Origin of the sequence: Pedobacter aquatilis, from assembly GCF_032678425.1 — a bacterium.
GTDB classification, from domain to species: Bacteria; Bacteroidota; Bacteroidia; order Sphingobacteriales; family Sphingobacteriaceae; genus Pedobacter; species Pedobacter aquatilis_B.
On sequence record NZ_JAVTSG010000002.1, the window covers coordinates 304,103 to 328,146 of the forward strand.

16 protein-coding genes are annotated in these 24,044 nt (G+C 35.7%); 9 read left to right on the plus strand and 7 right to left on the minus strand.

The features are described from left to right. Positions 1 to 20 precede the first annotated feature (20 nt). On the plus strand, positions 21 to 1,577 hold the full coding sequence (locus tag R2Q16_RS07260) for a RagB/SusD family nutrient uptake outer membrane protein (RefSeq protein ID WP_316736132.1): 1,557 nt from the start codon (positions 21 to 23) through the stop codon (positions 1,575 to 1,577). Between the two features lie 133 nt (positions 1,578 to 1,710). Next, the gene (locus tag R2Q16_RS07265) at positions 1,711 to 2,880 is read left to right on the plus strand and encodes an alpha/beta hydrolase (protein WP_316736134.1); all 1,170 of its coding nucleotides are present in this window, start codon (positions 1,711 to 1,713) and stop codon (positions 2,878 to 2,880) included. A 56-nt stretch (positions 2,881 to 2,936) separates the two neighbouring features. On the opposite strand, the gene dapA is transcribed toward R2Q16_RS07265, so the two are convergent. The 3 genes from dapA to R2Q16_RS07280 all read right to left on the minus strand — a co-directional run bounded on the left by dapA (position 2,937) and on the right by R2Q16_RS07280 (position 6,676). Further along, on the minus strand, positions 2,937 to 3,824 hold the full coding sequence (gene dapA / locus R2Q16_RS07270) for a 4-hydroxy-tetrahydrodipicolinate synthase (RefSeq protein ID WP_316736135.1): 888 nt from the start codon (positions 3,822 to 3,824) through the stop codon (positions 2,937 to 2,939). 114 nt (positions 3,825 to 3,938) lie between these two features. After that, complete coding sequence (gene ligA / locus R2Q16_RS07275; RefSeq protein ID WP_316736136.1) at positions 3,939 to 5,954, minus strand: NAD-dependent DNA ligase LigA; 2,016 nt, start codon at positions 5,952 to 5,954, stop codon at positions 3,939 to 3,941. Between the two features lie 47 nt (positions 5,955 to 6,001). Then, entirely contained in the window at positions 6,002 to 6,676 is a 675-nt protein-coding gene (locus R2Q16_RS07280; protein ID WP_316736137.1) for a hypothetical protein, read from the minus strand. A gap of 150 nt (positions 6,677 to 6,826) precedes the next feature. Here R2Q16_RS07280 and tyrS point away from each other — a divergent pair, with 150 nt between their 5' ends. From tyrS to R2Q16_RS07295, 3 genes are all read left to right on the plus strand, one after another. Beyond that, a complete protein-coding gene (gene tyrS, locus R2Q16_RS07285) occupies positions 6,827 to 8,113 on the plus strand; it encodes a tyrosine--tRNA ligase (protein WP_316736138.1) in 1,287 nt (428 codons plus the stop codon). Between the two features lie 109 nt (positions 8,114 to 8,222). Next, positions 8,223 to 8,702, plus strand: coding sequence for an antitoxin Xre/MbcA/ParS toxin-binding domain-containing protein (locus R2Q16_RS07290; RefSeq protein WP_316736140.1), 480 nt, complete (start codon positions 8,223 to 8,225; stop codon positions 8,700 to 8,702). Further along, positions 8,702 to 9,154, plus strand: coding sequence for an RES family NAD+ phosphorylase (locus R2Q16_RS07295; protein ID WP_316736141.1), 453 nt, complete (start codon positions 8,702 to 8,704; stop codon positions 9,152 to 9,154). The genes R2Q16_RS07290 and R2Q16_RS07295 overlap by 1 nt, the downstream gene beginning before the upstream one ends. On the opposite strand, the gene R2Q16_RS07300 is transcribed toward R2Q16_RS07295, so the two are convergent. The 3 genes from R2Q16_RS07300 to R2Q16_RS07310 are packed head-to-tail and all read right to left on the minus strand — an operon-like array spanning position 9,155 to position 12,954. Continuing rightward, a complete protein-coding gene (locus R2Q16_RS07300) occupies positions 9,155 to 10,138 on the minus strand; it encodes an acyl transferase (RefSeq protein WP_410478155.1) in 984 nt (327 codons plus the stop codon). A 20-nt stretch (positions 10,139 to 10,158) separates the two neighbouring features. Then, a complete protein-coding gene (locus R2Q16_RS07305) occupies positions 10,159 to 10,518 on the minus strand; it encodes a hypothetical protein (protein ID WP_316736142.1) in 360 nt (119 codons plus the stop codon). A gap of 6 nt (positions 10,519 to 10,524) precedes the next feature. Then, positions 10,525 to 12,954, minus strand: coding sequence for a penicillin acylase family protein (locus tag R2Q16_RS07310; protein WP_316736144.1), 2,430 nt, complete (start codon positions 12,952 to 12,954; stop codon positions 10,525 to 10,527). Between the two features lie 187 nt (positions 12,955 to 13,141). Between R2Q16_RS07310 and R2Q16_RS07315 the strand changes: the two genes are divergently transcribed. The 4 genes from R2Q16_RS07315 (at position 13,142) to R2Q16_RS07330 (ending at position 21,360) form a co-directional block, all read left to right on the plus strand. Beyond that, positions 13,142 to 16,075, plus strand: a complete 2,934-nt coding sequence (locus R2Q16_RS07315; protein ID WP_316736146.1) for a TonB-dependent receptor — start codon at positions 13,142 to 13,144, stop codon at positions 16,073 to 16,075. 164 nt (positions 16,076 to 16,239) lie between these two features. Continuing rightward, entirely contained in the window at positions 16,240 to 18,702 is a 2,463-nt protein-coding gene (locus R2Q16_RS07320; RefSeq protein ID WP_316736148.1) for a glycoside hydrolase family 31 protein, read from the plus strand. 67 nt (positions 18,703 to 18,769) lie between these two features. Then, a complete protein-coding gene (gene glgB / locus R2Q16_RS07325) occupies positions 18,770 to 20,734 on the plus strand; it encodes a 1,4-alpha-glucan branching protein GlgB (protein WP_316736149.1) in 1,965 nt (654 codons plus the stop codon). A gap of 314 nt (positions 20,735 to 21,048) precedes the next feature. After that, positions 21,049 to 21,360 carry a hypothetical protein gene (locus R2Q16_RS07330; protein ID WP_316736150.1) on the plus strand — a complete coding sequence of 104 codons (312 nt, stop codon included), beginning with the start codon at positions 21,049 to 21,051 and terminating at the stop codon, positions 21,358 to 21,360. On the opposite strand, the gene R2Q16_RS07335 is transcribed toward R2Q16_RS07330, so the two are convergent. Next, on the minus strand, positions 21,357 to 23,810 hold the full coding sequence (locus R2Q16_RS07335; protein WP_316736151.1) for a hybrid sensor histidine kinase/response regulator: 2,454 nt from the start codon (positions 23,808 to 23,810) through the stop codon (positions 21,357 to 21,359). The genes R2Q16_RS07330 and R2Q16_RS07335 overlap by 4 nt on opposite strands. Positions 23,811 to 24,044 lie beyond the last annotated feature (234 nt).

A 24,044-nucleotide genomic window follows, 5' to 3' on the forward strand; every position in this document is an offset into this window, starting at 1 on the left:
AACTCATAAGAAATACGAAAATGAAAATTAATATAAAAAATATTGTTTTGTCATCGCTTCTTTTCGGGGCGGTTATGAGTAATTCGGGATGTAAGAAGTTTTTAAACGAGCAAGATCCCACCAATTTATCACCATCAAGTTTTTACACTTTGCCAGAACATGCTGAGGCGGGCATTGCTGCCGTTTACGCAGAATTGAGGTTTATTGGCGGAGGAGCCGGGATTTTTTCAAATAACTGGCAAATGTTTGATGCGCCAACAGGTATTCAAACTACAGAAACGGCACAAAACTCGGATTTGAATAACCTCTACTCATTGATATATGACGGTTCTAACCTTCATATCAATCAAAACTGGAATGGATTGTACAAAGTTATTGCGCAAACTAATTTAGTTTTAGATAAAGTGCCGGGAATAAACCCAATGGATGCAACACAGAAAAAGCGAATTTTAGGTGAAGCTGCTTTTGTTAGGGCATGGGCATATTTTTATCTGGTACGTTTGTGGGGAGATGTTCCATTGATTGTGAAACCAATTTCAAGTCCAAGCGACCCTAATTTTGCGCCAGCACGTACACCACAGGAGCAAGTTTATAAACAAATTGTAGATGATTTAATTTTGGCAGAAGCTGCCGGATTACCATTTATGGATGCAAGTGGACGTGTATCTACTGCTGCTGCAAAAACAGAACTTGCTAAAGTCTACTTAACAATGGCTGGTCAGCCGTTAAATAAAGGTGCTGAATATTATAGATTGGCTGCAACTAAAGCCAAAGAGGTAATTGATTATTCAATTGCTAATCCTACTGTTTTAGGTCTTTTCCCTAATTATGCTGCACTTCACGATGCTAAAAACGATAATAAGGTAGAGCATTTATTCGGGATTCAGTATAATGATGCTGCAGGCGCTGGCAATCCTCTTCAATCTTCTTATTTGCCATTGCACCAGCCATTGGTATCTAAGATTGATGGTATTGCCACATCAATCCCAACATCCGAATTTTTTAACTCTTATGATGCTACTGATATCAGAGTGAAAAATCGTGAAGGCTTTTTCTATACCGATTACTATACAGATGGTTTCAAATTGCCATTGGTAAATAGAGGTAAAGCTTATGTTTTTAAACATTTCGATGTTGTTGCAAACGGAACTTTAGGCGTAGAAGGAACAAGCAGAAGCGATTTAAATATTCCGCAAATTCGATATGCAGAAACCTTACTAATTTATGCTGAAGCACAAAACAGAGCAGATGGAACTGCTAATGCCGCAGCTTATGCAGCGGTTAATGCTATTCGTGCAAGGGCGGGTTTAACACCATTGGCAGGATTATCACAAACTGCTTTTGAAGAGGCGGTATGGACCGAGCGCTGGCATGAACTATGTTATGAAGGCATACTTTGGTTTGATATGCTTCGTTTACGCAAAGCTTATAACGAAACAACTAAAGGCTTTGATAATTTCGTGGGCCATGTTAACAAAAATGTTAATCAGGCATTGCAATCAAAAAATCTGTTGTTTCCAATACCAACTCCGGAAATTAAAAATAACCAGAAATTAACTCAAAATCCTGGGTATTAATAATATTGTTAGGTTAAGTTGATTAGTGAACGGGTGTCTTTAGAGGCATCCGTTTTTTGTTGCTATAAATTTATTCCATCATATCATTGAGGATTATTTTATATCTTTAACTATAGCCCTATTCATTTCAATTATGAAAAAAATACTACTACTTATTTTTATTTTCGGTATCACATTGGTTCATGCTCAAGAGAACCTGAATTTTGGAAAACAGAAAGAAATCATTTCTCCTCAAGCAAATGCTGATGGTACGTTCACTTTCAGACTCAAAGCTCCAAATGCCAGGAAGGTAGAAATTCAGGGCGATTTTTTAGTTGCTAAAGGAAATATGCCTGCAATAGAATTAATGAAATTAAGCGCAGACAGCATTTGGACATATACTTCATCCATTTTACCATCAGAACTTTACAGTTATAGTTTCATTGTTGATGGCTTGAAAATACGCGATCCGAATAATGTTTACCTTATACGTGATGTTTCATCGGTAGTAAATGTTTTTATAGCAGGAGATGGTAAAGCAGATTTATATTCGGTTAAGGATGTGCCCCATGGAACAGTCGCTAAACGTTGGTATGAATCTGCCGGACTTAAAACTACCCGCAGACTTACAGTTTACACGCCACCAGGTTATGAATCATCCAAAGGCAATTATCCGGTCTTATACTTATTACACGGAGTAGGGGGCGATGAAGAAGCCTGGATGCAACTTGGCAGGGCTTCACAAATTTTAGATAATCTGATTGCATCAGGCAAGGCAAAACCAATGATTATGGTGATGACTAATGGTCACACTAGCAATACTGCAGCTCCAGGAGAATCATCAAAAGGACTATATAAACCAATTATGATGACGCCTGATGTATTCAATGGTGATATGGAAAGTTATTTTAAGGAAGTAATAGATTTTACAGAAAAGAACTATCGTACAGGGAAAAGTCAGAATGAACGGGCCATTGCAGGATTATCTATGGGTGGATTTCATTCGCTTTGGATTTCTGCAAATTATCCTAAAACTTTTGGTTATGTTGGATTATTTTCTCCTGCAATTCTGCCACCAGCAAGTGCAAGCAGTCCTATTTATAAAGATTTGGAATCAAAGTTGGAAACTCAGAAGAAAAATGGTTATAAACTTTATTGGATAGCCATTGGTAAAACGGATTTCTTATACAAGAATGTGAGCGACTACCGCAAAAAACTTGACGGGATGAATTTCAAATATGAGTATAAGGAAAGTGATGGCGGCCATACCTGGGCAAACTGGCGTGATTATTTATCTGCTTTTACACCAATGTTATTTAAGTAATACTAAAAAAGGCTTCTAAATGTAATCTGGAAGCCTTTTTTAGTATTAAAATTTTATTATACTGGTTGATTTATTTTTTCTAGCTCAGCGATAATTAATTGTTCTAAAGATGCCGAGGCTTTTATAAGTGGTAATCTTACTGTATCCCCACAAATATTTAAGTGTTTTAACGCAGCCTTAATTCCTGCCGGATTTCCTTCAGCGAATGCTAATCTAGTAAATTCTACTAGTGCCAAATGAGCAGGGCTTGCAGCTTTAAAATTACCTTCTAAGCATAGATTAACCATATCGGTAAAGGGTTTAGGTACTGCATTTGCAATTACAGAAATAATACCACTTGCGCCTAAAGCAATCATTGGTAAAGTAATCGGATCATCGCCAGAAATTAAAAGAAAATCCTCCGGTTTATCTCTCATAATCTGATTAAACTGATCAAAACTTCCAGATGCTTCTTTTGTTGCAATAATGTTTTTAAAATCGTGTGCTAACCTGCAAGTCGTTTCCGGACTCATATTGCTCATGGTACGTCCCGGAACGTTGTAAAGAATTAAATCTAATGGAGAGATTTCAGCTAAATGTTTATAGTGCTGATAAATGCCTTCTTGAGTTGGTTTGTTGTAATATGGGCTAACCGATAAAATTGCTGAATATCCGGTTGTATCGAACGATTTAATATTATCAGCAACGGCTAAAGTATTATTGCCACCAATTCCGGCAACTAGAGGTAACCTATTGTTATTAATTTCAGCAGTAAAGGCCCACACCTTCTTCTTTTCTTCCTTGGTCATTGTGGCTGTTTCGCCGGTTGTACCTAAGGAAACGAGGTAATCTACCCCTCCATCTACCAAATGATTAATCAGGTTTTTTAAACCATTATAATCAACTTGTCCATCTGTGTTAAAAGGTGTAACTAAAGCTACACCAGTACCCTGAAATTTGTTCATTATGATATTTATTGTTTTACTCAGCATAGGCAATTTTGCCTATGTGTTCTTTTATTTATAAATCCCCGTTTAGGATGTGTCTCATACTAATTAATATTTTAATATTAAAGTGCATTATTTTGCTAACATTCCAAGTAACTCCGCATCGCTGATAATTGGAACTTTTAATTTAGTTGCTTTTTCGAGCTTTGATGGTCCCATGTTATCGCCTGCGACTAAGTAATCGAGCTTGCCAGAAATACCACTTAAAATTTTTCCACCATTTGCTTCGATTAAATCCTTTAGTTCATCGCGGCTAAATTTTTCGAAAACGCCCGAAATTACGAATGTTTTTCCAATAAGTGTATCGCTGTCGAGCGTTATTACCTTTTCCTCAATTTCAAAGGCTAATCCGGCTAATTTTAATAATTCTATTTGCTTCAAATGCGCTGGATTTCCAAAATATTCAACAATGCTTTCAGCAATGCGCTGTCCGATTTCATCGATTGCAATTAATTCTTCGAGTGTAGCCGTTGATAATTTGTCGATATTTTTAACACCTGCAGCTAGTTTTTTGGCTACAGTTTCGCCGACATAACGAATACCTAAGCCAAATAACACTTTCTCGAAAGGCATTTCTTTTGATTTTTCAATGCCAGTTAACATATTTTCAATTGAGCGTTCACCAAATCTATCGAGCGATTTCAGCTGTTCTGCTTTTTCGTGTAAAGTATATAAATCGCTGATGTGCTTAACCAATCCATTCTTATAGAAAGTTTCGATGGTTTCATCACCTAAACCATCAATATTCATCGCTTTGCGAGATATAAAATGCTGAATTTTGCCAACAATCTGCGGCGGACAACCCTCATCATTAGGACAATAGTGTACCGCTTCACCTTCTTTTCTGATAAGTTCAGTTCCGCACTCCGGACAGTTATGCAGGTAATTAACTTTAGCTGAATTTGCCTTGCGTTTATCGAGATTAACTTTAATTATTTTAGGGATAATTTCGCCACCTTTTTCAACAAAAACCGTATCACCTTCATGCAAATCCAATCGCTCAATTTCGTTAGCATTATGCAGTGTTGCCCTTTTAACGGTTGTTCCAGCAAGTAGAACAGGTTTTAAATTTGCCACTGGTGTAACTGCACCCGTACGGCCAACCTGATAAGTAACTTTTTCGAGTATGGTTTCTACTTCAGCGGCTTTATATTTGTATGATATTGCCCAACGAGGCGATTTAGCCGTGAAGCCAAGTTCCTGTTGTTGGGCATAACTATTCACTTTTATTACAATTCCATCAATGTCATAACTAAGCTTAAATCGCTCATTTTCCCAATGGTGGATAAATGCCAGGACATCATGTATATTTTTAACTAATTTGTTGTGTTCGCAGACATGAAAACCCCAATCTTTCACAGCATTCAGGCTATCCCAGTGGTTTTTGAATTCATTTTTATCAGTATATAGGAAATAAATAAAACCATCTAACGGACGCTTAGCTACTTCCTTACTGTCCTGCATTTTTATAGTACCTGAAGCAAAATTTCTTGGATTGGCATATGGAATTTCTCCAAGTTCTTCGCGAGCAGCATTTAGCCTTAAGAAGGCAGCTTTATGCATAAATATTTCGCCTCTTATTTCGAAATGTTCAGGTGCACTATTTGTTTTAAGTTGATGTGGTATGGTATGGATGGTTTTTACATTATTGGTTACATCATCTCCTTTTGTTCCATCACCACGGGTAACAGCTCGCAAAAGCTTCCCATTTTCGTAAGTAAGACTGATGGATAAACCGTCAAATTTAAGTTCGCAAACATATTCGAAATTGTCGCCAATTGCCTTGCGAATGCGTTCATCAAAATCTCTTAAATCTTGTTCGTTGTAAGTATTTCCCAATGAAAGCATTGGGTACTTGTGCTGAACAGTTACAAAGTTTTTGGTAATGTCGCCACCTACACGCTGTGTTGGTGAATTTGGATCTGCAAAATCTGGATTTTCACCTTCCAAATCTGCCAGATGTTTTAGTTTTTTATCGAACTCAAAATCGCCAATTGTTGGCATCGCCAAAACATAATAATTGTAATTATGCTGGTTTAATTCGGCCACAAGGGCATCCATTTCTTCTTTTATTGCAAATAGCGACATGGAACAAAGATAAAAAAAGCTAGGATGCTTAAAAGTGTTTACTTACGTTAAGCGAGTTTTGGTTCAATCTCCGAGAAAATCTCCATAAAATCTTTTTCTAATACCTCCTTAAATAAACCCAATTGAAAAGTGAGTTGATTAAGTTGATGTTCGTTCAGTGTTTCGGGCCATAAGCGCATGCAAATCCTATTTAAAGCATAGCTGATGTTTTCTAACTTTTGATAGCTTAATAAATATTTGCTGCTGATAAATTGTTCCAGAAATTTAAAGAATACTGATGGGTTTTTTAGTTTGCAATGCTCCAGGAAATCGCTTAATGAATCTTTTTTAACCTCAATCAATTTATCATAAAAATGATTTACCTGAATTAAATTATGCTCGATAAGTAAATGATCTAATAATAATTCTAAACCAATGTGCGCTAAAAAGGATGGGCGGACAACTGAGTTTTCTAAAACTGGCAGAATCAAGTGTTTTAGTTCTGTAGTTTTTTCAAGAAAAAAAGGAGAGGAATGGAAGTGTAAATCTACAGCCAGATGTCGTTTCCATCCTTTTAGTAAATTTTCTTCATCGGGATTTCCTGAAAATAAAAACTCATTTTTTTGAGGATACAAGTTGGCTTCCTTCGATGCATTTTTGATTAAATCGGGCAAAACTGTTCCCATTACAATATTTGCATCAGCGGTATCTCGGTCAAAATAAAAATGAGAAAGGAAATTCATTTCGTAAATATAGTTTTTAAAATTACCTGTTTCGTTATATAACGTTATGTTAGCAGGAATATAACATTGCGTTTATAATAATATTTTAGCTTTTCATTGGTTTCGGCTTTAACATCAAAAACCTATCTTTGCGCAATTTAATTTTATACCATGACAAATTTTGTAGAAGAGTTACGTTGGAGAGGCATGTTGCACGATATTATGCCGAATACTGAAGAAAAGTTAAATGAGGGCATGACTTCAGGTTATATCGGTTTCGACCCGACCGCTGATTCCTTACATGTGGGCCACCTTACGCAGATTATGACCCTTATTCATTTTCAGAATGCGGGCCATAAACCTTTTGCATTGGTTGGTGGCGCTACTGGTATGGTTGGAGATCCTTCAGGGAAATCTGACGAAAGAAATTTGCAAACTCCTGAAATGGTTGAACATAACTTAGCAGGGATGAAACGTCAGTTATCTAAGTTTTTGAAGTTTGAAGATGCTGGTAATGGAGCCGTAATGGTTAACAATGCAGATTGGTTTAAAAATATGAATTTTTTAGACTTTATCCGTGATGTTGGTAAGCACATCACCGTTAACTATATGATGGCAAAAGATAGCGTTAAGAAACGTTTAGAAGGTGATACGGGTATGTCATTTACTGAATTTTGTTACCAATTGGTTCAGGGATTTGACTTTTACTATTTATGGAAAAACCATAATTGTATTGTTCAAATGGGCGGTTCAGACCAATGGGGTAATATTGTTACCGGAACTGAGCTTATCAGAAGAAAAGACCAGGGAACCGCTTATGCAATTACCACGCAATTAATAAAAAAAGCTGATGGTACAAAGTTTGGCAAAACTGAAAGCGGCGCCATTTGGTTAGACGCAGAAAAAACTTCGCCATATAAATTTTACCAGTTTTGGTTAAATGCATCAGATGATGATGTGAAAAAATGGATAAGGATTTTTACATTAAAAACGCAGAGCGAAATTGAAGCATTAGAGATTGAGCATGATACTGCTCCGCATTTAAGGGTGCTGCAAAAAGCATTAGCTGAAGATATTACCATTAAAACACATTCTGCTGAAGCACTTGAAACGGCTATTAAAACATCTGAGTTTTTATTCGGAAATGGTTCTTTGGAGTTTTTGAAAAGCTTATCCGAAAATCAAGTTTTAGAAATGTTTGAAGGTATCCCGCAGTTTGCAATTTCAAAATCAGAATTAGCAAATGGCATTGATGCAGCAACATTATTGGCAGAAAAAACTGCTGTTTTCCCATCAAAAGGAGAGACTAAAAAATTAATTCAAGGTGGTGGCGCTTCAGTTAATAAAGAAAAAATTACTGACGTGAATCATTTATTTAATGCAGAAAATTTAATAAATGATAAATTCATTGTAATTCAAAAAGGAAAGAAAAATTATTTCCTTCTAATTGCTGAATAGATTATAAATATTTTAAAATGATAGAATCCCAAACTCAGACTTTGGGATTTTTTTTTGAATGATTTTTAAAATCGGACAAATTGTGTATATTTGTGTGTAATTGTCTGTTATGAAAAGGAAATCTGAAGATATTTCAAAAGTTGAGGAACCACTTGTTGCCTATGGTGTGCAAAGTTATACCCCTATGGTTGCGATGATGGGGAATCAATATGCGAATCCAACTGATTATGATTTACTACAATTGGCAAGAAAGGGGATTTCGAAAAAATCTTTATTGGCACTAGCTAAACAAATTTCTTTAACAATAGAAGAAATAGCTGCGATATTACACATCTCAGAGCGCACCTTACAAAGATATACGCCCACAACTTTGGTTAAAACAGAATATGCAGATAGGGCAATTGAACTAGCCTTGCTATATGAACGTGGCATTGAAGTTTTGGGCAGTGAAAAAGCTTTCACTACTTGGATTAAGGCTCCAAATGTTGCATTGGGTGGCGAAATTCCTTTTGATTTGTTAGATACCAGAATTGGTTTTACAATGGTTCAAAACATTCTAGGTAGAATAGAATATGGGGTTTTCAGCTAATGCGTCTATATAGAATTTCAAACTGTAATTATGCAAATGATTACAGCGGTACGGGTGCTAAATTATTTGGCGGTCGTTGGAATTCAGTTGGTGTTCCTCTTCATTATATGGCATCGAACAGGGCGCTAGCTGCTTTAGAAGTTTTAGCGAATAAAAATACGCTAGTTAATTCTAAGAATTTATGCTTAACCGTATTTGAAATTACTGAAAATCTTATCAGAAACTTGGATATAAATAATTTACCGAAAAACTGGAAAGATTACCCAGCGATACCACAGTTGGCAAAAATAGGTGATGAGTTTGCCAGGCAACGTGAGTTTTTGTTGCTTAGAGTTCCATCAGCTTTAATTCAAGATGAATTTAATTATTTAATGAATGTAAATCATCCCTTAGCTAATACCATTAAAGTTATAGAAGTAAAGCCATTTATGTTTGATGAGCGATTAATCTGATTATTGTACCAATAAATTACAGCCTCTAATATCTGCATTATCAAACCGGCCTAAAACTTCAAAACTACCATTTGGATTTATTCTTCCTAAATCTTGTGTGGCAATAAAGGAGCAAGAGTTTACATTAGCTAAATCGATAACATTAATTCCTCCGGTTTTACCGTTTGCAATTAATGATAACGGATCGTTTGTATCTCTAATTAAAACTTTCATCCAACCAGGGCAATTAAAAATGCCATCACCTAAAGAGTAAGCTTGAGAAAGGAGTTCGGTCATGCCGTATTCGCTATGAATTGATTTTATTCCAAAACCATTAGTAAGTTGTTCATGCAATTCCTCTCTAACCATCTCTTTGCGTTTTCCTTTCATCCCACCTGTTTCCATAATAATAAGTTCGGGAAAATCAATCTCAAATTTTTCTATAAAATCAAGCAGGGCATAAGTAACGCCGATTAGAATGGTCTTTTGTTTTTTTGATTTGAGTTCGACGAGCGTTGCAAAAAGTTCATCGTGGTTATATAAAAAATATCCACTTTGTGGGTGACTACTTTTCTCAATCAAATCATTAACCATATAAATTAATGATGAGCCTGAACGTTGTTGATAGGTAGGAAGCAAAGCTAAGAAGCAATAATCTTCAATATTTCCGTAGAACTGATTAAAAGCCTGAAGGTAGCTTTGTTCGTATAAGCTTACATCTGTAACATGATGACTGCTTTGGCTCATTCCAGTTGTGCCGGAACTGCTGAAAGTAACTTGAACCGGATTTTTGCTGCTTAAAATAGTATGCGTTTTAAAAAAACTGATTGGCAAAAAAGGAATGTCTTCAATACGTTTAACCTGTTTAACATCAACACGCAGATTTTGAATATAATCGCGGTAAATAGCACACTTTTCAGATTGTAATTGGAAGATGTTTAATGCAACAGCACTAAAATTCTCATTTTCTTTTACAGAAAATATTTTTTCAGCATTTAAAATCACAAGTGCAAAAATACTAAGCTTTATGCTATTTTTTCGTCAGTTTTTTTAATCAACATCGCTTTGCGGAAATGGTAACCACAAAGGCCGCTAATTCCTGCAACCAAACCACTAACTAATCCGGTAACAAGCAATAGAATCCACCAGATTTTGATGCCAATCATAACTGCTACACGACTTGCCAAAATGTTGTCATTAGGCAAACTTTTAAAAAGTGAATAACCAATCCACAGTAAAAATATAGCCAGAAAAGATTGCCAGAAGGCAATTTTACCGGTTTTGCCAATAATGCCGCATGTTGCAAAAGAGATTACTATGATAACCCACCAAGGTGCAACCATTTGAAGAAAAAAACAGATAATTAATATAACCAGAAAAACCATTTTGTATTATTTAGATATTTTTAATCGAGAAATTATTTTGCCAGATTTATCATCTGCGCTTTGCATATAAAATAAATCGAACAGTTCACCTTTTGCCCATTTATCAACCATGTTATCGTAAAACTTGCTACCCGGATTACCAGATTGACCACCAGGATAAACGCCATGACCTTTAGGTGTTTTGCCTAACTCAATAACCATTCTCCAAGAAGGTCCATTTGCCTCGCTCATTGCGTTTATAGTACTTTTGGCACCGCCAATAAGTAAAACCTTTGAGCCAAATCCAGGTATTTTAGCCAAATGTGGAACATTTGTTTGCTTAACATTTGCCCAATTCCAATCCTTGTTAATTGGGCCAAATCTGCGCTCTAAACTATCGCAACTATATTTGAAAGCTTCATTAACCAAATCGGCAAGTGTTTCTTTTTGAGGAGTTTTAGTATTGTCGAACCATTTTGCATCAGGTTGCTTCAAAATCATTTCAATGGTTCTATCTCTTGATGGATAACGCATCGGAATGCCATTGATATTAAATTCATCATCCCAAATATTAAAAGATAGACGCTTGGTCCATATCTCAAAAACACTTGCGCCAATTTCTTTCGCATCATAGCGTTTATTCCATTTATTTACATAATTAAATGCCTCTTTCTGTGTTGCATTAAGTTGCTCATTATTTACCAATGGAAGTAGAACAGGTAAAAGGTTTTGAGCCATGATGCTATAATTATCCGTTTGCATTAACCTAATGCTATCCGCAGTAGCTTTATTCATTGCTGTCAACCTATCGTTAATTCTTTTGCCACGTTCGTAAGGCGCAAATTCCCAATTAATGTAATAAGGGTAACTTGGGTCAGTTGATGACTGATTCGCCGAACTTACAAAACCGCGAGGTGGATTTTTTACCGTTGGATTTTGTGCTGATGGAATCCAGCCTTGCCAATCGTAAGCAGGGTTAGTTCCATCTAAAATAAATTTCCCTTGATTTTTCCATTTTAAAGGAAATTTTCCATTTGGAGTAATTGCAATATCATTATCTACACTAGCGAAAACAAAATTTTGTGCAGGTGCGGTGTAAAAAGTAAGTGCTTTACGATAGTCGTTATAATTTTTTCCTCTGTTTAAATAGTAAAAGGTCATTAATTCATTTGATTCTTCGTGCGCAATCCATCTTAAAGCGTCGCCAACAGGAACATTATTCGCTTTTGAATATTGTGGTTTTTGGAAATAAACCACAGGGCCGTGGTGCGTGTAATAAACAGTATCTATTTCATCTGCGCCGCCACGAATTTTTATCGTTTCCAACCGGGTTTTGGTATTTTTCCAGCTGTTATTATACCAATATTGTTTATGCGAATCATCTTTAAATTTAATCTGATAGAAATCCAAAACATCAGCAGCAACATTAGTAACACCCCAGGCAATTTTTTGATTAAAACCGATGATAACACCGGGGGCCCCAGGTAAAGAAACGCCATACGTATTTACGCCTGGTGCATGAAGCTGAATTTGATACCAAATTGAAGGTAAGCTTAAGTCTAAATGCGGGTCATTAGCTAAAATAGGGAAACCCGATGCCGTTTTATTACCAGATAATGCCCAGTTATTGCTTCCAATACCTTCAATTTTCTCATTCGTTTTAACATCTCCAGTTACTGCTTTTGTAAAAGATTCAGGCGTTTTTGGGATATTTAAAGGTTTAAAGTCCCATTTTGTACCTACCGGGATAATTGGGTCTTCGCGAAACGGATAATCCGGAAAAAGATCTTTGGTTACATCTGTGCCAAATTTCTTTAAGATGTTGGTCATGTAAAATTCATCAGAACCCATGGCTAAAACTGCCGACATCTGTTTTAAAAGCAATGCACATTTAACAGGCGACCAATTTTCTGGTTTAAAATCTAATATTTTATATTCAATTGGGTAGTTTGCATGCGATAAGGTTTTGATGTATGCATTAATTCCATCAGTATAAGCTAAAATCATTTCTTTAGCTTTAGGATCGGCCATCATTCCTTTCAAAGAATTTTCTGCGCCATAAACCATACCCATTCTTCTTTGATAACGATCTACTTCGATTGCTTTTTCGCCTACTACTTCACTTATTCTGCCAGCTGCAAATCTGGTTTGAAAATCCATTTGCCAAAGGCGGTGCATTGCGGTTACATAACCTTGCGCCAGATATAGATCATGGTCGTTTTTGGCGAAAATATGCGGTATCATTCTATCATCAAAAACAATCTCGATTTCATCAATAGCACCTTTTATTTTGGCTTTATGATTAAACATAAAATGATTGTTCTCTGCATTTTGCCAAAAACCCATAAAAGGATTTAGGAATTTGAGAATAGGTGGTGTACTTCCAATTTTTGTATTAAATAAAAAAGCTAGTGCTATAGGTATGATGATGCAAAAAAGCGCTTTTAGTTTATTCATAATGGTTAGCTGACTTAGATATATAAGTTTGATAGAGCGATGTAACTGCAAATTACAACAATCTGAATGTGAAACAAAATTATAAATTTTATTAAAAAATTATTATGCTAACATAATTTGTTTAATTCGAAAAAAGCATTTAAGTTTATATCAACTAAAGAACAACTAACCAAATAGTAATCATTTTATGAGCAAACTCTCTACGCAAATCTTGTATGTGTTTATGCTTGTGTGCGCAACTCATTTTGCAGCCCTGGCCCAAAACGTAACGGTAAGTGGAACCGTTAAAGATAAACAAACAAAAGAACCATTAATAGGTGTAACCGTAATTGTGAAAGGACAATCAGGTGGTGCGGCCACTGGTTCGGATGGTAGTTTTAGTTTTACGACAGCAGCAAAGGCGCCATTTACTTTAGTTGCGAGTTATATTGGCTACGGCACAGTAGAACAACAAGTTACAGGCGTTACTACAGGAATAAATTTTGAAATGGATGGAGGTACTGTTTTAGGTGGTGATGTTGTAATTTCGGCATCCAGAACACCTGAGCGTATTTTAGAATCGCCAGTATCAATAGAAAGAATGAGTGCCGCATCGATTCGTGAAATTGCTGCACCATCGTTTTACGATGCCCTGAACAACATGAAAGGTGTTGAAAGTAGCATGCAAAGTTTAACCTTTAAATCTATCAACACGCGTGGTTTCAACTCAAATGGTAATACCCGTTTTAATCAATACATTGATGGAATGGATAACCAAGCGCCTGGTTTAAACTTCTCTGTAGGTAATATTGTTGGTATTACTGAATTAGATATTGATAACGTAGAGCTTTTGCCTGGAGCGTCATCAGCATTATATGGCGCTGGAGGTATTAACGGTACTTTGTTAATGACTTCTAAAGATCCATTTAAATATCAAGGTGCGAGTTTTCAGTATAAAACTGGAGTAAACCATGTTAATGATAATAATAGCACCGTTCAGCCATTTAATCAATTGGATGTACGTATGGCTAAATCATGGAACAACAAGTTCGGTGTAAAAGCTGCGTTTTCGTTCTTACAAGCTAAAGATTGGTTTGGTAATAATTATTCAAACTTTGATAGAAATTCGAGAACTGCCAAATCTGGCGATAGAAACAGCGATACTAACTACGATGGTATAAATGTTTATGGCGATGAAGTTAGCCAAAATATGAGAAATGTTGCCTTGAGTGTACAAAATGCAACAATAGCTGGTATTAATGCTGGTTCGGGTGGCGCTTTACCAAATATTAAGGCTGCAATGGATGGCGCTTTTGGTGCAGCAATTCCTAATGCTGTGCAGCAAGCAGGATTTTTAGCGGGATTACCAGCTGCATTGCGTCCGGCGGTTCAAAATTATTTTCCATTTTATGTAGGTTTGAAAGCAAACTTAATTCCTGATCAAAATGTATCAAGAACAGGTTACAACGAAGAAAATTTAGTGGATTATGATACTAAATCTTTAAAGGCATCTGGTGCGATTTATTACAACATCACCAATACAGTTCAGGCGGTTGCGCAGGCAAATTGGGGTACAGGAACGTCGGTTTACACAGGTTCAGATCGTTACTCTTTACGCAACTTTAATATTGGTCAATATAAGTTAGAAGTTAAGGGACAGGATTTTTATATTAAAGGATACACTACTCAAGAACGTTCGGGCGATTCTTATATTTCATCAATTCTAGGTAGTTATATTAATGAGGTTTCAAAACCATCAACAACTTGGTTTCCTCAGTACATTGGTAATTATGTTGGCGCAAGAGCAGGCGGACAAACGGATGCTGCGGCGCATGCCTTTGCAAGAGGTGTTGCAAATCAAGGTCGTTTTGAGCCTGGTTCGCCACAATTTGCAACCGCAATGAATACCATTATGAATACAACGATTAGCGCAACTTCAATCAATTCGGCTAATCCATCTCAAAGTATTTATGGTGCAAAATTCGATGATAAAACAAACCTTTATCATTATGAAGGTATGTACAATTTTACCAATGCATTTAATAATGTTGTTGAATTTCAAGTTGGTGCTTCATATCGTCTTTACGATTTAAATTCAGCAGGAACAATTTTTAATGATTTAAACGAATCGATTGATATTAGTGAGTATGGCGCATTTGCTCAGATTGGTAAAAAACTTTTCAACGATAAGGTGAAGTTTACTTTTGCTGGCAGATATGATAAGAGTATGAACTTTGAAGGTCGTTTCACACCACGTATTACAGGGGTTTTCACCGTTGCGAAAAATAATAACATCAGGGCATCTTATCAAACGGGTTACCGTAACCCAACTACTCAAAATCAATACATTGATTTATCAGTAGGTGGTGGTTCTCAAAGATTAATTGGTGGTTTACCAGAAATTATGTTTGGTAAATACAATCTTAACGGAAACAAAGCATTTACTGATGTGAGTTACAGAGCATTCTTAGCTTCAGCTGCAACTGGAACTCCAAACCCTGCTTTACTGCAACAGTATACTTTTGATGCTGGTGGCGTTCGTCCTGAAAGTGTTCAATCATTTGAATTAGGTTACAAAGGTTTAATTACCTCAAACCTTTTAATTGATGCTTACGGATATTATAACACTTACAAAGATTTCATCACTGCGGTAGATGTTTATCAAAATGTGGGTACATTAGCTAGCCCTACTTTTGTAAAATTCGGTGTTCCGGTTAATGCACAAGGCGAAGTAAATTCTTACGGTGCCGCTTTAGGATTAGATTACTTAATGAACAAATGGACAGTAAGTGGTAACGTCTCTTACAATCAAATCGGCGACCTTCCGGTTAATTATATTAACGATTTCAACACACCAAAAGTTCGTTTTAATTTAGGTTTAGGGAATAAAGAAATCATCAAAAACTTTGGTTTCAACGTTTCATATCGTTGGCAAGATAGATTCTACTGGAATTCATCATTTGCATCAGGAGAAGTACCTGCTTACAGCACGCTAGATGCTCAGGTTAGCTTAAAAATTCCATCAGTAAATTCTGCAATTAAATTAGGAGGCTCAAATATTATGAACAAGTATTACATTACTTCTTATGGTAACCCAGCTGCTGGAGCGATTTATTATTTAGCATTTTCATTTAATCCATAGTTCAGAATTAAATCGAAATAATTTTACCAGCCTGCATAGTTTTAAACTTTGCAGGCTTTTTTATGCACAATTAAGTTTCCTTTTACAAAATATTTGTATTATAGTACTTTCTTAAACGTATTCTGGTTTAAGAAACTTTAATTTAATTTTTTGAACAATTAAGGATGGAAGAAACAAACGACAAGCAAAACGAGGTTAACGATTTGATTGAAAAAGAACAAGAAATTCAACATTTAAACAATCCAGTTGATATTTCGGTAAAGCCAATTGTTAAGCAATATTTAGGAGAAGTTAAAAGAGTTAAAAAAGAAGGCAATCGTTTCTATTTTTCTGATGGTGATGCAAGGGTAGAAATTAGAGTGGTTAGCGATGAAATTATCCGTGTTCGCCTTGCGCCACATGGTGTGTTTCTAGATGATTTTTCTTACGCTGTTCCTGAGGTTGATCAAAAAGTTTCTGTATTTAAAATGCAGGAGCATGATGAACATTACACCGTTTCTACAAGTGTTGTAACCTGTAAAATTGAAAAGAAAAACTTCCACATTTCCTTCTCGGATAATATTACCAATACAGTAATGGTTGATGAAGCCAATTCAATGCATTGGGAAGAAAATGTTGATTTTGGTGGATATTATATTTATGCAACTAAAAAATGCCATCCAGAGGAGAACTTCTTTGGTTTAGGCGATAAATCAGGTAATTTCAATTTAAGAGGTAGAAGATTTGAAAACTGGAATACTGATGCCTATTCATTTGGCTGGAATCAAGACCCTTTATATCGTACCATTCCGTTTTATATAGGCTTGCACAACCAGGCGGCCTATGGTATTTTCTTCGATAATACTTTTAAATCTTATTTCGATTTTGGTGGAGAAGACGTAAATAAAACCAGTTTCTGGGCTGACGGTGGCGAATTGCAGTATTACTACATTCATGGTCCACATATGATGGATGTTGTAAAACGTTATGCAACTTTAACGGGAACACACCCAATGCCTCCTAAATGGACTTTAGGTTATCAGCAGTGCCGTTGGAGTTACTACCCTGAAACCAAAGTTAAAGAAATTGCAAAACAATTTAGAGAACGTAAAATCCCTTGCGATGCGATTTATCTTGATATTGATTACATGGATGGTTATCGCTGTTTTACATGGAATAAAAAATATTTTCCTGACCCGAGGAGAATGATTAAAGAGCTTTCTGATGATGGTTTTAAAACTGTTGTAATGATTGACCCTGGAATTAAGGTTGATGATGATTATTGGGTTTTCAAAGAAGGGAAAGAAAAACGATTTTTCTGTCGCAGAAGCGATGACTATTATATGGAAGGGCATGTTTGGCCTGGAAGATGCCAATTTCCTGATTTTACAAACCCAAAAGTGAGAAGTTGGTGGGGTAATTTGTACAAGGAAATGGTTGATATGGGTGTTGCCGGTTTCTGGAATGATATGAACGAGCCTGCCGTTTTTGGCTCGGGAACGTTCCCTAATGATGTTCGTCATAATTACGACGGATATCGTGGTTCGCACCGTAAAGCACACAACGTTTACGGAATGCAAATGGTGCGCTCAACATACGAAGGTTTGAAAAAACTGATGCGTAATAAACGTCCATTTACCATTACTAGAGCGGGTTATTCGGGTATGCAGCGTTATGCCAGTGTTTGGACTGGTGATAATATTGCAACCTGGGAACACTTAAAAATTGGAAATATACAATGCCAGCGTTTATCAGTTTCTGGTGTGCCTTTTTGCGGAACCGATATTGGTGGTTTTAGTGGTGAACCTGACGGAGAATTATTCACAAGATGGATTCAGCTTGGTACATTTTCGCCATTTATGAGAGCACACTCTGCCGGTGATACTGCTGAACGTGAACCTTGGAGTTTCGGAGAGTTTTTTGAAGACATCAACCGTAAATTTATTGAATTAAGATATCGCTTAATGCCTTACTTATATTCGGTTTTTTGGGAACATCACCGTTATGGTTTTCCAATTTTAAGGCCTCTTGTAATGCTTGAGCAAGAAAATATCAGTAATCATTTCCGTCAAGATGAGTTTTGCTATGGCGATAAATTATTAATTTGTCCGGTTTTAGAGCAAGGTGCAATCTCAAGAAAAGTTTATCTTCCAAAAGGAAAATGGTACAACTTCTGGACTAACGAAATTCTGGACGGAGAAAGTGAGCATCTTATTGAAGCAAAAATTGATAGTATGCCAATGTTTGTACGTGCGGGTTCAGTTATTCCTGAATATCCTGTTATGCAATACGTTGATGAAAAGGCAATTACGGAAGTTGTTTTAAATATCTACAACAGTGATTATGAGGTGAATTCGTATATGTATGAAGACCATGGCGATACTTTTGCCTTCGAGCAAGATATTTATCTGGAGAAAAAATTCACCGTTAAAGCTGATAATCATCTTTTAAAAGTAAACCAACGAATAGAAGGTTTGTATACGCCTAATTACGAGTTTTACGCTTGCAATGTTATGGGTGTAAATTTCCAGGTGAAAAAGATTATTGTTGATAATAAGGAGGTGAATGATTTTTATACCGATGATAAAAATGTCCTTCACTTTAAATGCCTTAAAACTTTCTCAGAAATACAGATTTTAAGCCTGTAAACATTTTTCAAACCCCGAAACTTTAAACCAGTTTCGGGGTTATATTTATCTAACCGAAAACAACTCAATGTCAGCAGCAAAAAAAGAAACTGTAAAAAAATCAGCCCCAGCCAAAGTAGATTTCAATCAAAGCGTTTGGTTCCATAGTTTGTTTACAGATTATGATGTTGATTTGTTTTTGATGGGTAAGCACTTTCGTTTGTACGAAAAAATGGGTTCGCATTTAGCAACCTTAAATAATACAAATGGAACATACTTTGCAGTTTGGGCGCCTAATGCAATTAAGGTTGGTGTAGTTGGTAACTTTAATGATTGGGATAGAGGCGCACATCTGTTAAATAAAAGGTGGGACAAATCAGGAATATGGGAGGGTTTTATTCCAAATATTGGCAAGGGCGAAGTTTATAAATATTTTGTAAAAGGTTTTGATGAATCTGAACATCTAAAGGGCGACCCTTATGCAACTAAGTGGGAGCATCCACCACAAACAGCGAGTGTAATTTGGGATACCGATTACAAATGGAAAGATAAAGCTTGGTTAAAGAAAAGACCAAAGTTAAATGCTTTAAATCAGCCAATTTCTGTTTACGAATTACACTTAGGTTCTTGGCAGCGTGACCCAAATGAACCTGAACGTGTTTTAAATGCCCGTGAAGTTGCATCGGCATTGATTCCTTATGTTACAGAAATGGGCTTTACGCATGTAGAACTCATGCCTGTAATGGAGTTTCCATTTTTTCCAAGTTGGGGATATCAAATAACCGGATACTTTGGCGCAAGTTCGAGGTACGGTAGTCCACAGGATTTAATGTACTTAATTGAAGAGTTACACAAAGCGAATATTGCTGTAATTTTAGATTGGGTACCATCACATTTTCCTGGTGATAGACATGGTTTGTACGAATTTGATGGTACGCACTTATACGAACATGCAGATATGCGTAAAGGATTTCATCCTGATTGGAAATCGTATATATTCAATTACGATAGAAATGAGGTCCGTTCTTTTTTAATCAGCAATGCTTTATTTTGGCTGGATAAATACCATGCCGACGGATTGCGGGTAGATGCGGTGGCTTCTATGCTTTATTATAATTTCTCTCGTGAGGATGGAGATGCTGCAACCAATGAATATGGTGGAAGTGAAAACTTAGGTGCAATACAGTTTTTAAAGGATTTGAATGTTGCTGTTTATGGCAATTTTGAAGGTGTACAAACCATCGCCGAAGAAAGCAGCACTTATCCTGGCGTAACACACCCGGTTCATGACGGTGGACTTGGCTTTGGTATGAAATGGATGATGGGTTGGATGAATGATACGCTTAAGTACTTTAAAGTAGATACTTTAGGCAGAAAACATCACCACAATCAACTTAGTTTTAGTATGACTTATGCTTTCACAGAGAATTTTATGTTGCCGTTTTCGCACGATGAAGTTGTACATGGAAAATCGCCAATGCTTTATAAAATGCCGGGTGATGAATGGCAAAAGTTTGCAAACTTAAGAGCGCTTTATGGTTACATGTTTACCCATCCGGGTGCAAAATTGCTTTTTATGGGCAATGAATTTGGAGATACCAGCGAGTGGAATTTTACTGAATCTTTGAATTGGCATCTGCTTCAATATCCGCCACATAAAGGCATGCAGGAAACTGTAAAAGCATTAAACTTTCTGTTGAGAAATGAGCCCGCACTTTATCATTTTAACTTTAGTTATGAAGGTTTTGAATGGATAGATGCAGATAACGGAAACGAATCGGTGTTTGTATTTATGCGGAAAGGACCAAAGGCTAAGGATACGTTAATTGTAGCTTTAAATTTTACACCAGTGGTTAGAGAACATTATAGAATTGGAGTTCCGTTTAAAACCAAATGGAAGGAAATTTTTAATACTGATGATATTATTTATTATGGTTCTGGAATAAATAACAAAGGAAATATTGTGCCTGAACCAGTAGCATATAACAATAAAGAATTTTCGATTGATATCACTTTGCCGCCACTGGCCGTAACGATTTTCAAAAGTATTTAAGGTTATTTGTAAAAAGAAAAAGCCTTCCGTTGCCGGAAAGCTTTTCTTTTCTTCGGAGTGGAAGCATCCGAAAGGCACAAATATACAGCGAAAATGTTTATAATGCTAATTATTTGTTGTCGAATTCTGTAACGCATTCATTTACAGCTTTAATTTTATTTCTCTTGTAAAGATTTCTGATCAATTAATTTAAAATAAGAAGTTGATTTAATTCGTAGAAACCATTACTCCGTTGGGTTGTTTCTTTTATCTGGTGAAACTGAACAATTGCAAAAAATGAGTGTTGATGATTTAATTGCCACTAATTTATGCAAATGCCAATCAAAAATAATTCATTTGAAAACACTGGACCTGTATTAAAAGTATGGCGGGCTCAAGATGAAATTTGCTTTGGTAAATTGAAATCCGGCGATTGCGAAACCTTTAAAAACCTATATAGGCTTTACGCTTCTGCACTTTACGGAGCAATTATTCGCGATGTAAAGAATGAAAAATTGAGTAATGAGCTTTTAGAAGCTACATTTACTTATGCCTGGCATAATATTTCAGCATTCGATGAATCTAAATCAAAGATTTTTATCTGGCTTTTAAAAACCAGCAAAGATTTATCCAATAAAAATTTTTAAGCGCTTTGCGTTAAATTATTAGCCTGATTGGCTTGCGTAGATAATACTTCTGTTATCTTCTGATACAAAAGTTCTTCATCAATTGGTTTATTCATGTATTCGTTTGCACCAATATTAAATATGCGTTCCTTTGTTTGACTGGTTACATCAGCAGTAACAACAATAATTGGTTTTCCACTATTATTCGGGCCAGTTAAGCCACTCCTAATGGCAGTCATTGCTTCGTAACCATCCATTACAGGCATCTGCAAATCCATTAAAATCAAGTCAACGCTATTGTCGGTTTTTAATAATTCCAATGCTTGCGACCCATCATCGGCTAAACTTACCCTGGTATTTTTCCAATCTTCTAAAATCATTTGAACAATCATTTGATTCATCGGATTATCTTCCACGACTAAAATGTGTTTTCCTAGTAAATCATGGTCTTCGGTTGGGTAGATATTCACAGTTTTAGCAACCACTCTTTGTACCGGATATTGAATTACAATTTCGCAGTTTGTGCCAATGCCAACATTACTATCGATATTAATAGAACCTCGATGTAGGTCTATAAGTGCCTTTGCTATCGTTAAACCAATTCCAAAGCCACCATATTTTCTTTTGTTATCAATATTTGTTTGTGCAAATAATTCGAAAATTTTATCTAATTTTTCTTTCGGAATACCGATGCCTGTATCGCTAATGGTAATGCTTAAGGTTAAAATATTATCCTTGATTTCAGATTTGGATTTTAAAGTTACCTCGCCCTTAGAAGTGAATTTAATAGCGTTACCCAAAACATTATGTATAATTTGCTCTAGCCTTCCAGAATCGCCAAGCAAAATTGTATTATTATCTAATGTTGATTCGAAGCTAAAATCCAAACCTTTTTCATTTGATTGCCTTTGGGCACCGATGGCTAATTTTTCTAATATCTCATGTGCGCTAAAGTCGTTCTTGTTAAGTTGCAATAAACCTTTTTCAACTTGAGAGAAATCAAGAATATCATTAACTGAAGAAATTAAATCATTAGAAGCAAACCTTATTTTTTCGCAATTTAATTTGAATTTATCATCGTTGGTTTCTTTCTCCATAATTGCTGCTAATCCAAGAATTGCATTTAACGGCGTTCTTAACTCGTGGCTCATATTGGAAAGAAAATACGATTTAATATCATTCATTTCTTCTGATTTTTGAAGGGCAATATTTTGAAGTTCTTCTTTTTTACTTCTAAGTATCCCGATCCGGTTTGCCATACTCAGAGAAAGTGCAATGATTTCTAAACCAATTCCTGGTTTGGTGATATTATCTGTAGAAAAGTGTTCGGGAAATACACCAAAATTCATTAGTATAGCCATAATGATGCTTAGTGCCAAAATGGAAATCCCGATGGTATAAAATAAATCGATGGATTTTTTCTTAACTATAATGACTGTTATCGCTGAAAAAATTAGCATTAAGCCAAACAGCGTTAAAATGTTAATAATCGGATAGGCATATTTTAGAAATGAAGGAATAAATATAATTAAGATCAGAACTGAACCTAAAGCGATATACAAAGGTTTAAATAACTTATGTATGCGCTGGTTTTTTTGCTTAATTTCCAGTATGATTTCACTATATTTTCCAAAGAAGAAACAGCTTAAAATGGCACTTATGATGACCATATGCAAACTGAGCCAAGAATTACCTTTGCCAAGGTATTGATGATAAAAGCCATCTAAAGCAAACTGACATAGCCCCATAAAAACCACATATAAGGTATAGTAAAGGAACGATATATCTTTTAGCGCAAAATAAAAGAAGAAATAAGTGATGGAAATAACAACCAAAATGCCATAAAAAATACCCATAACCAATTGGTCTTTATAGGTGTATTCAAGCATTTTCTGCTGACTTAATAATTTTAGGGGCAAAGAATTTTTCTCACCATCGTTTTTCAATTCGATAAACGCACTTTTTGTTTCACCAGGTTCTATTTCAATTTTAAAAATCGTTTTTCTGTTGGCTATACTCCTTTCGCTAAAATCTAAATTATCGCCACTTCTTTGCGTTTGTATTTTCGAGTCGGTGCCAGTTATGTAAAGATTTACATTATTAGTTACGGGCTCGGCGGTTTGCAGGTAATATAATGCTGGTACATCCAAACTATTCTTAATTTGAAACTTAACCCAATAATTATCATCTGTAAAACCCAGGTTTCCAAGTCGGCCACTTAATGGTTTAAATTTAAGATTTCCGGAATTTTTGATGATTTGCGCTATAGGGATATCCTCTTTACCAGCATTAAAAATTGATGCATGATTTAAAATCGAAATTTCATCCGGCAAAGTACCTTCTTTAATTTCGTACTGTGCAGTTGCATTTAGTACGCCTACCAGAAGGAGTAGAAATGTAAATATTCTTCTCAAAATAATAAAATAGTAAAATTGGCTTACAATGGTTGTTGCAGCCTTTTTTAGAGGCATAGAAGTTTGTGGCTGCCAATACGTACAATATTATATAAAGAATGTGTATTTATTGTGTGAGTAATGTGACTTTTATGTTATACAAGTATAAATACGTACAACTTAGTAGAATATGTCTTCTGTTTGAGTATAAATGTAAACTAAGAAATGTGGAATATTACAAAATATAAGTATAACATAATAGGTGAAATCTTGCGAGTATATATTTATACTTCATAATATGTTATTAAATCA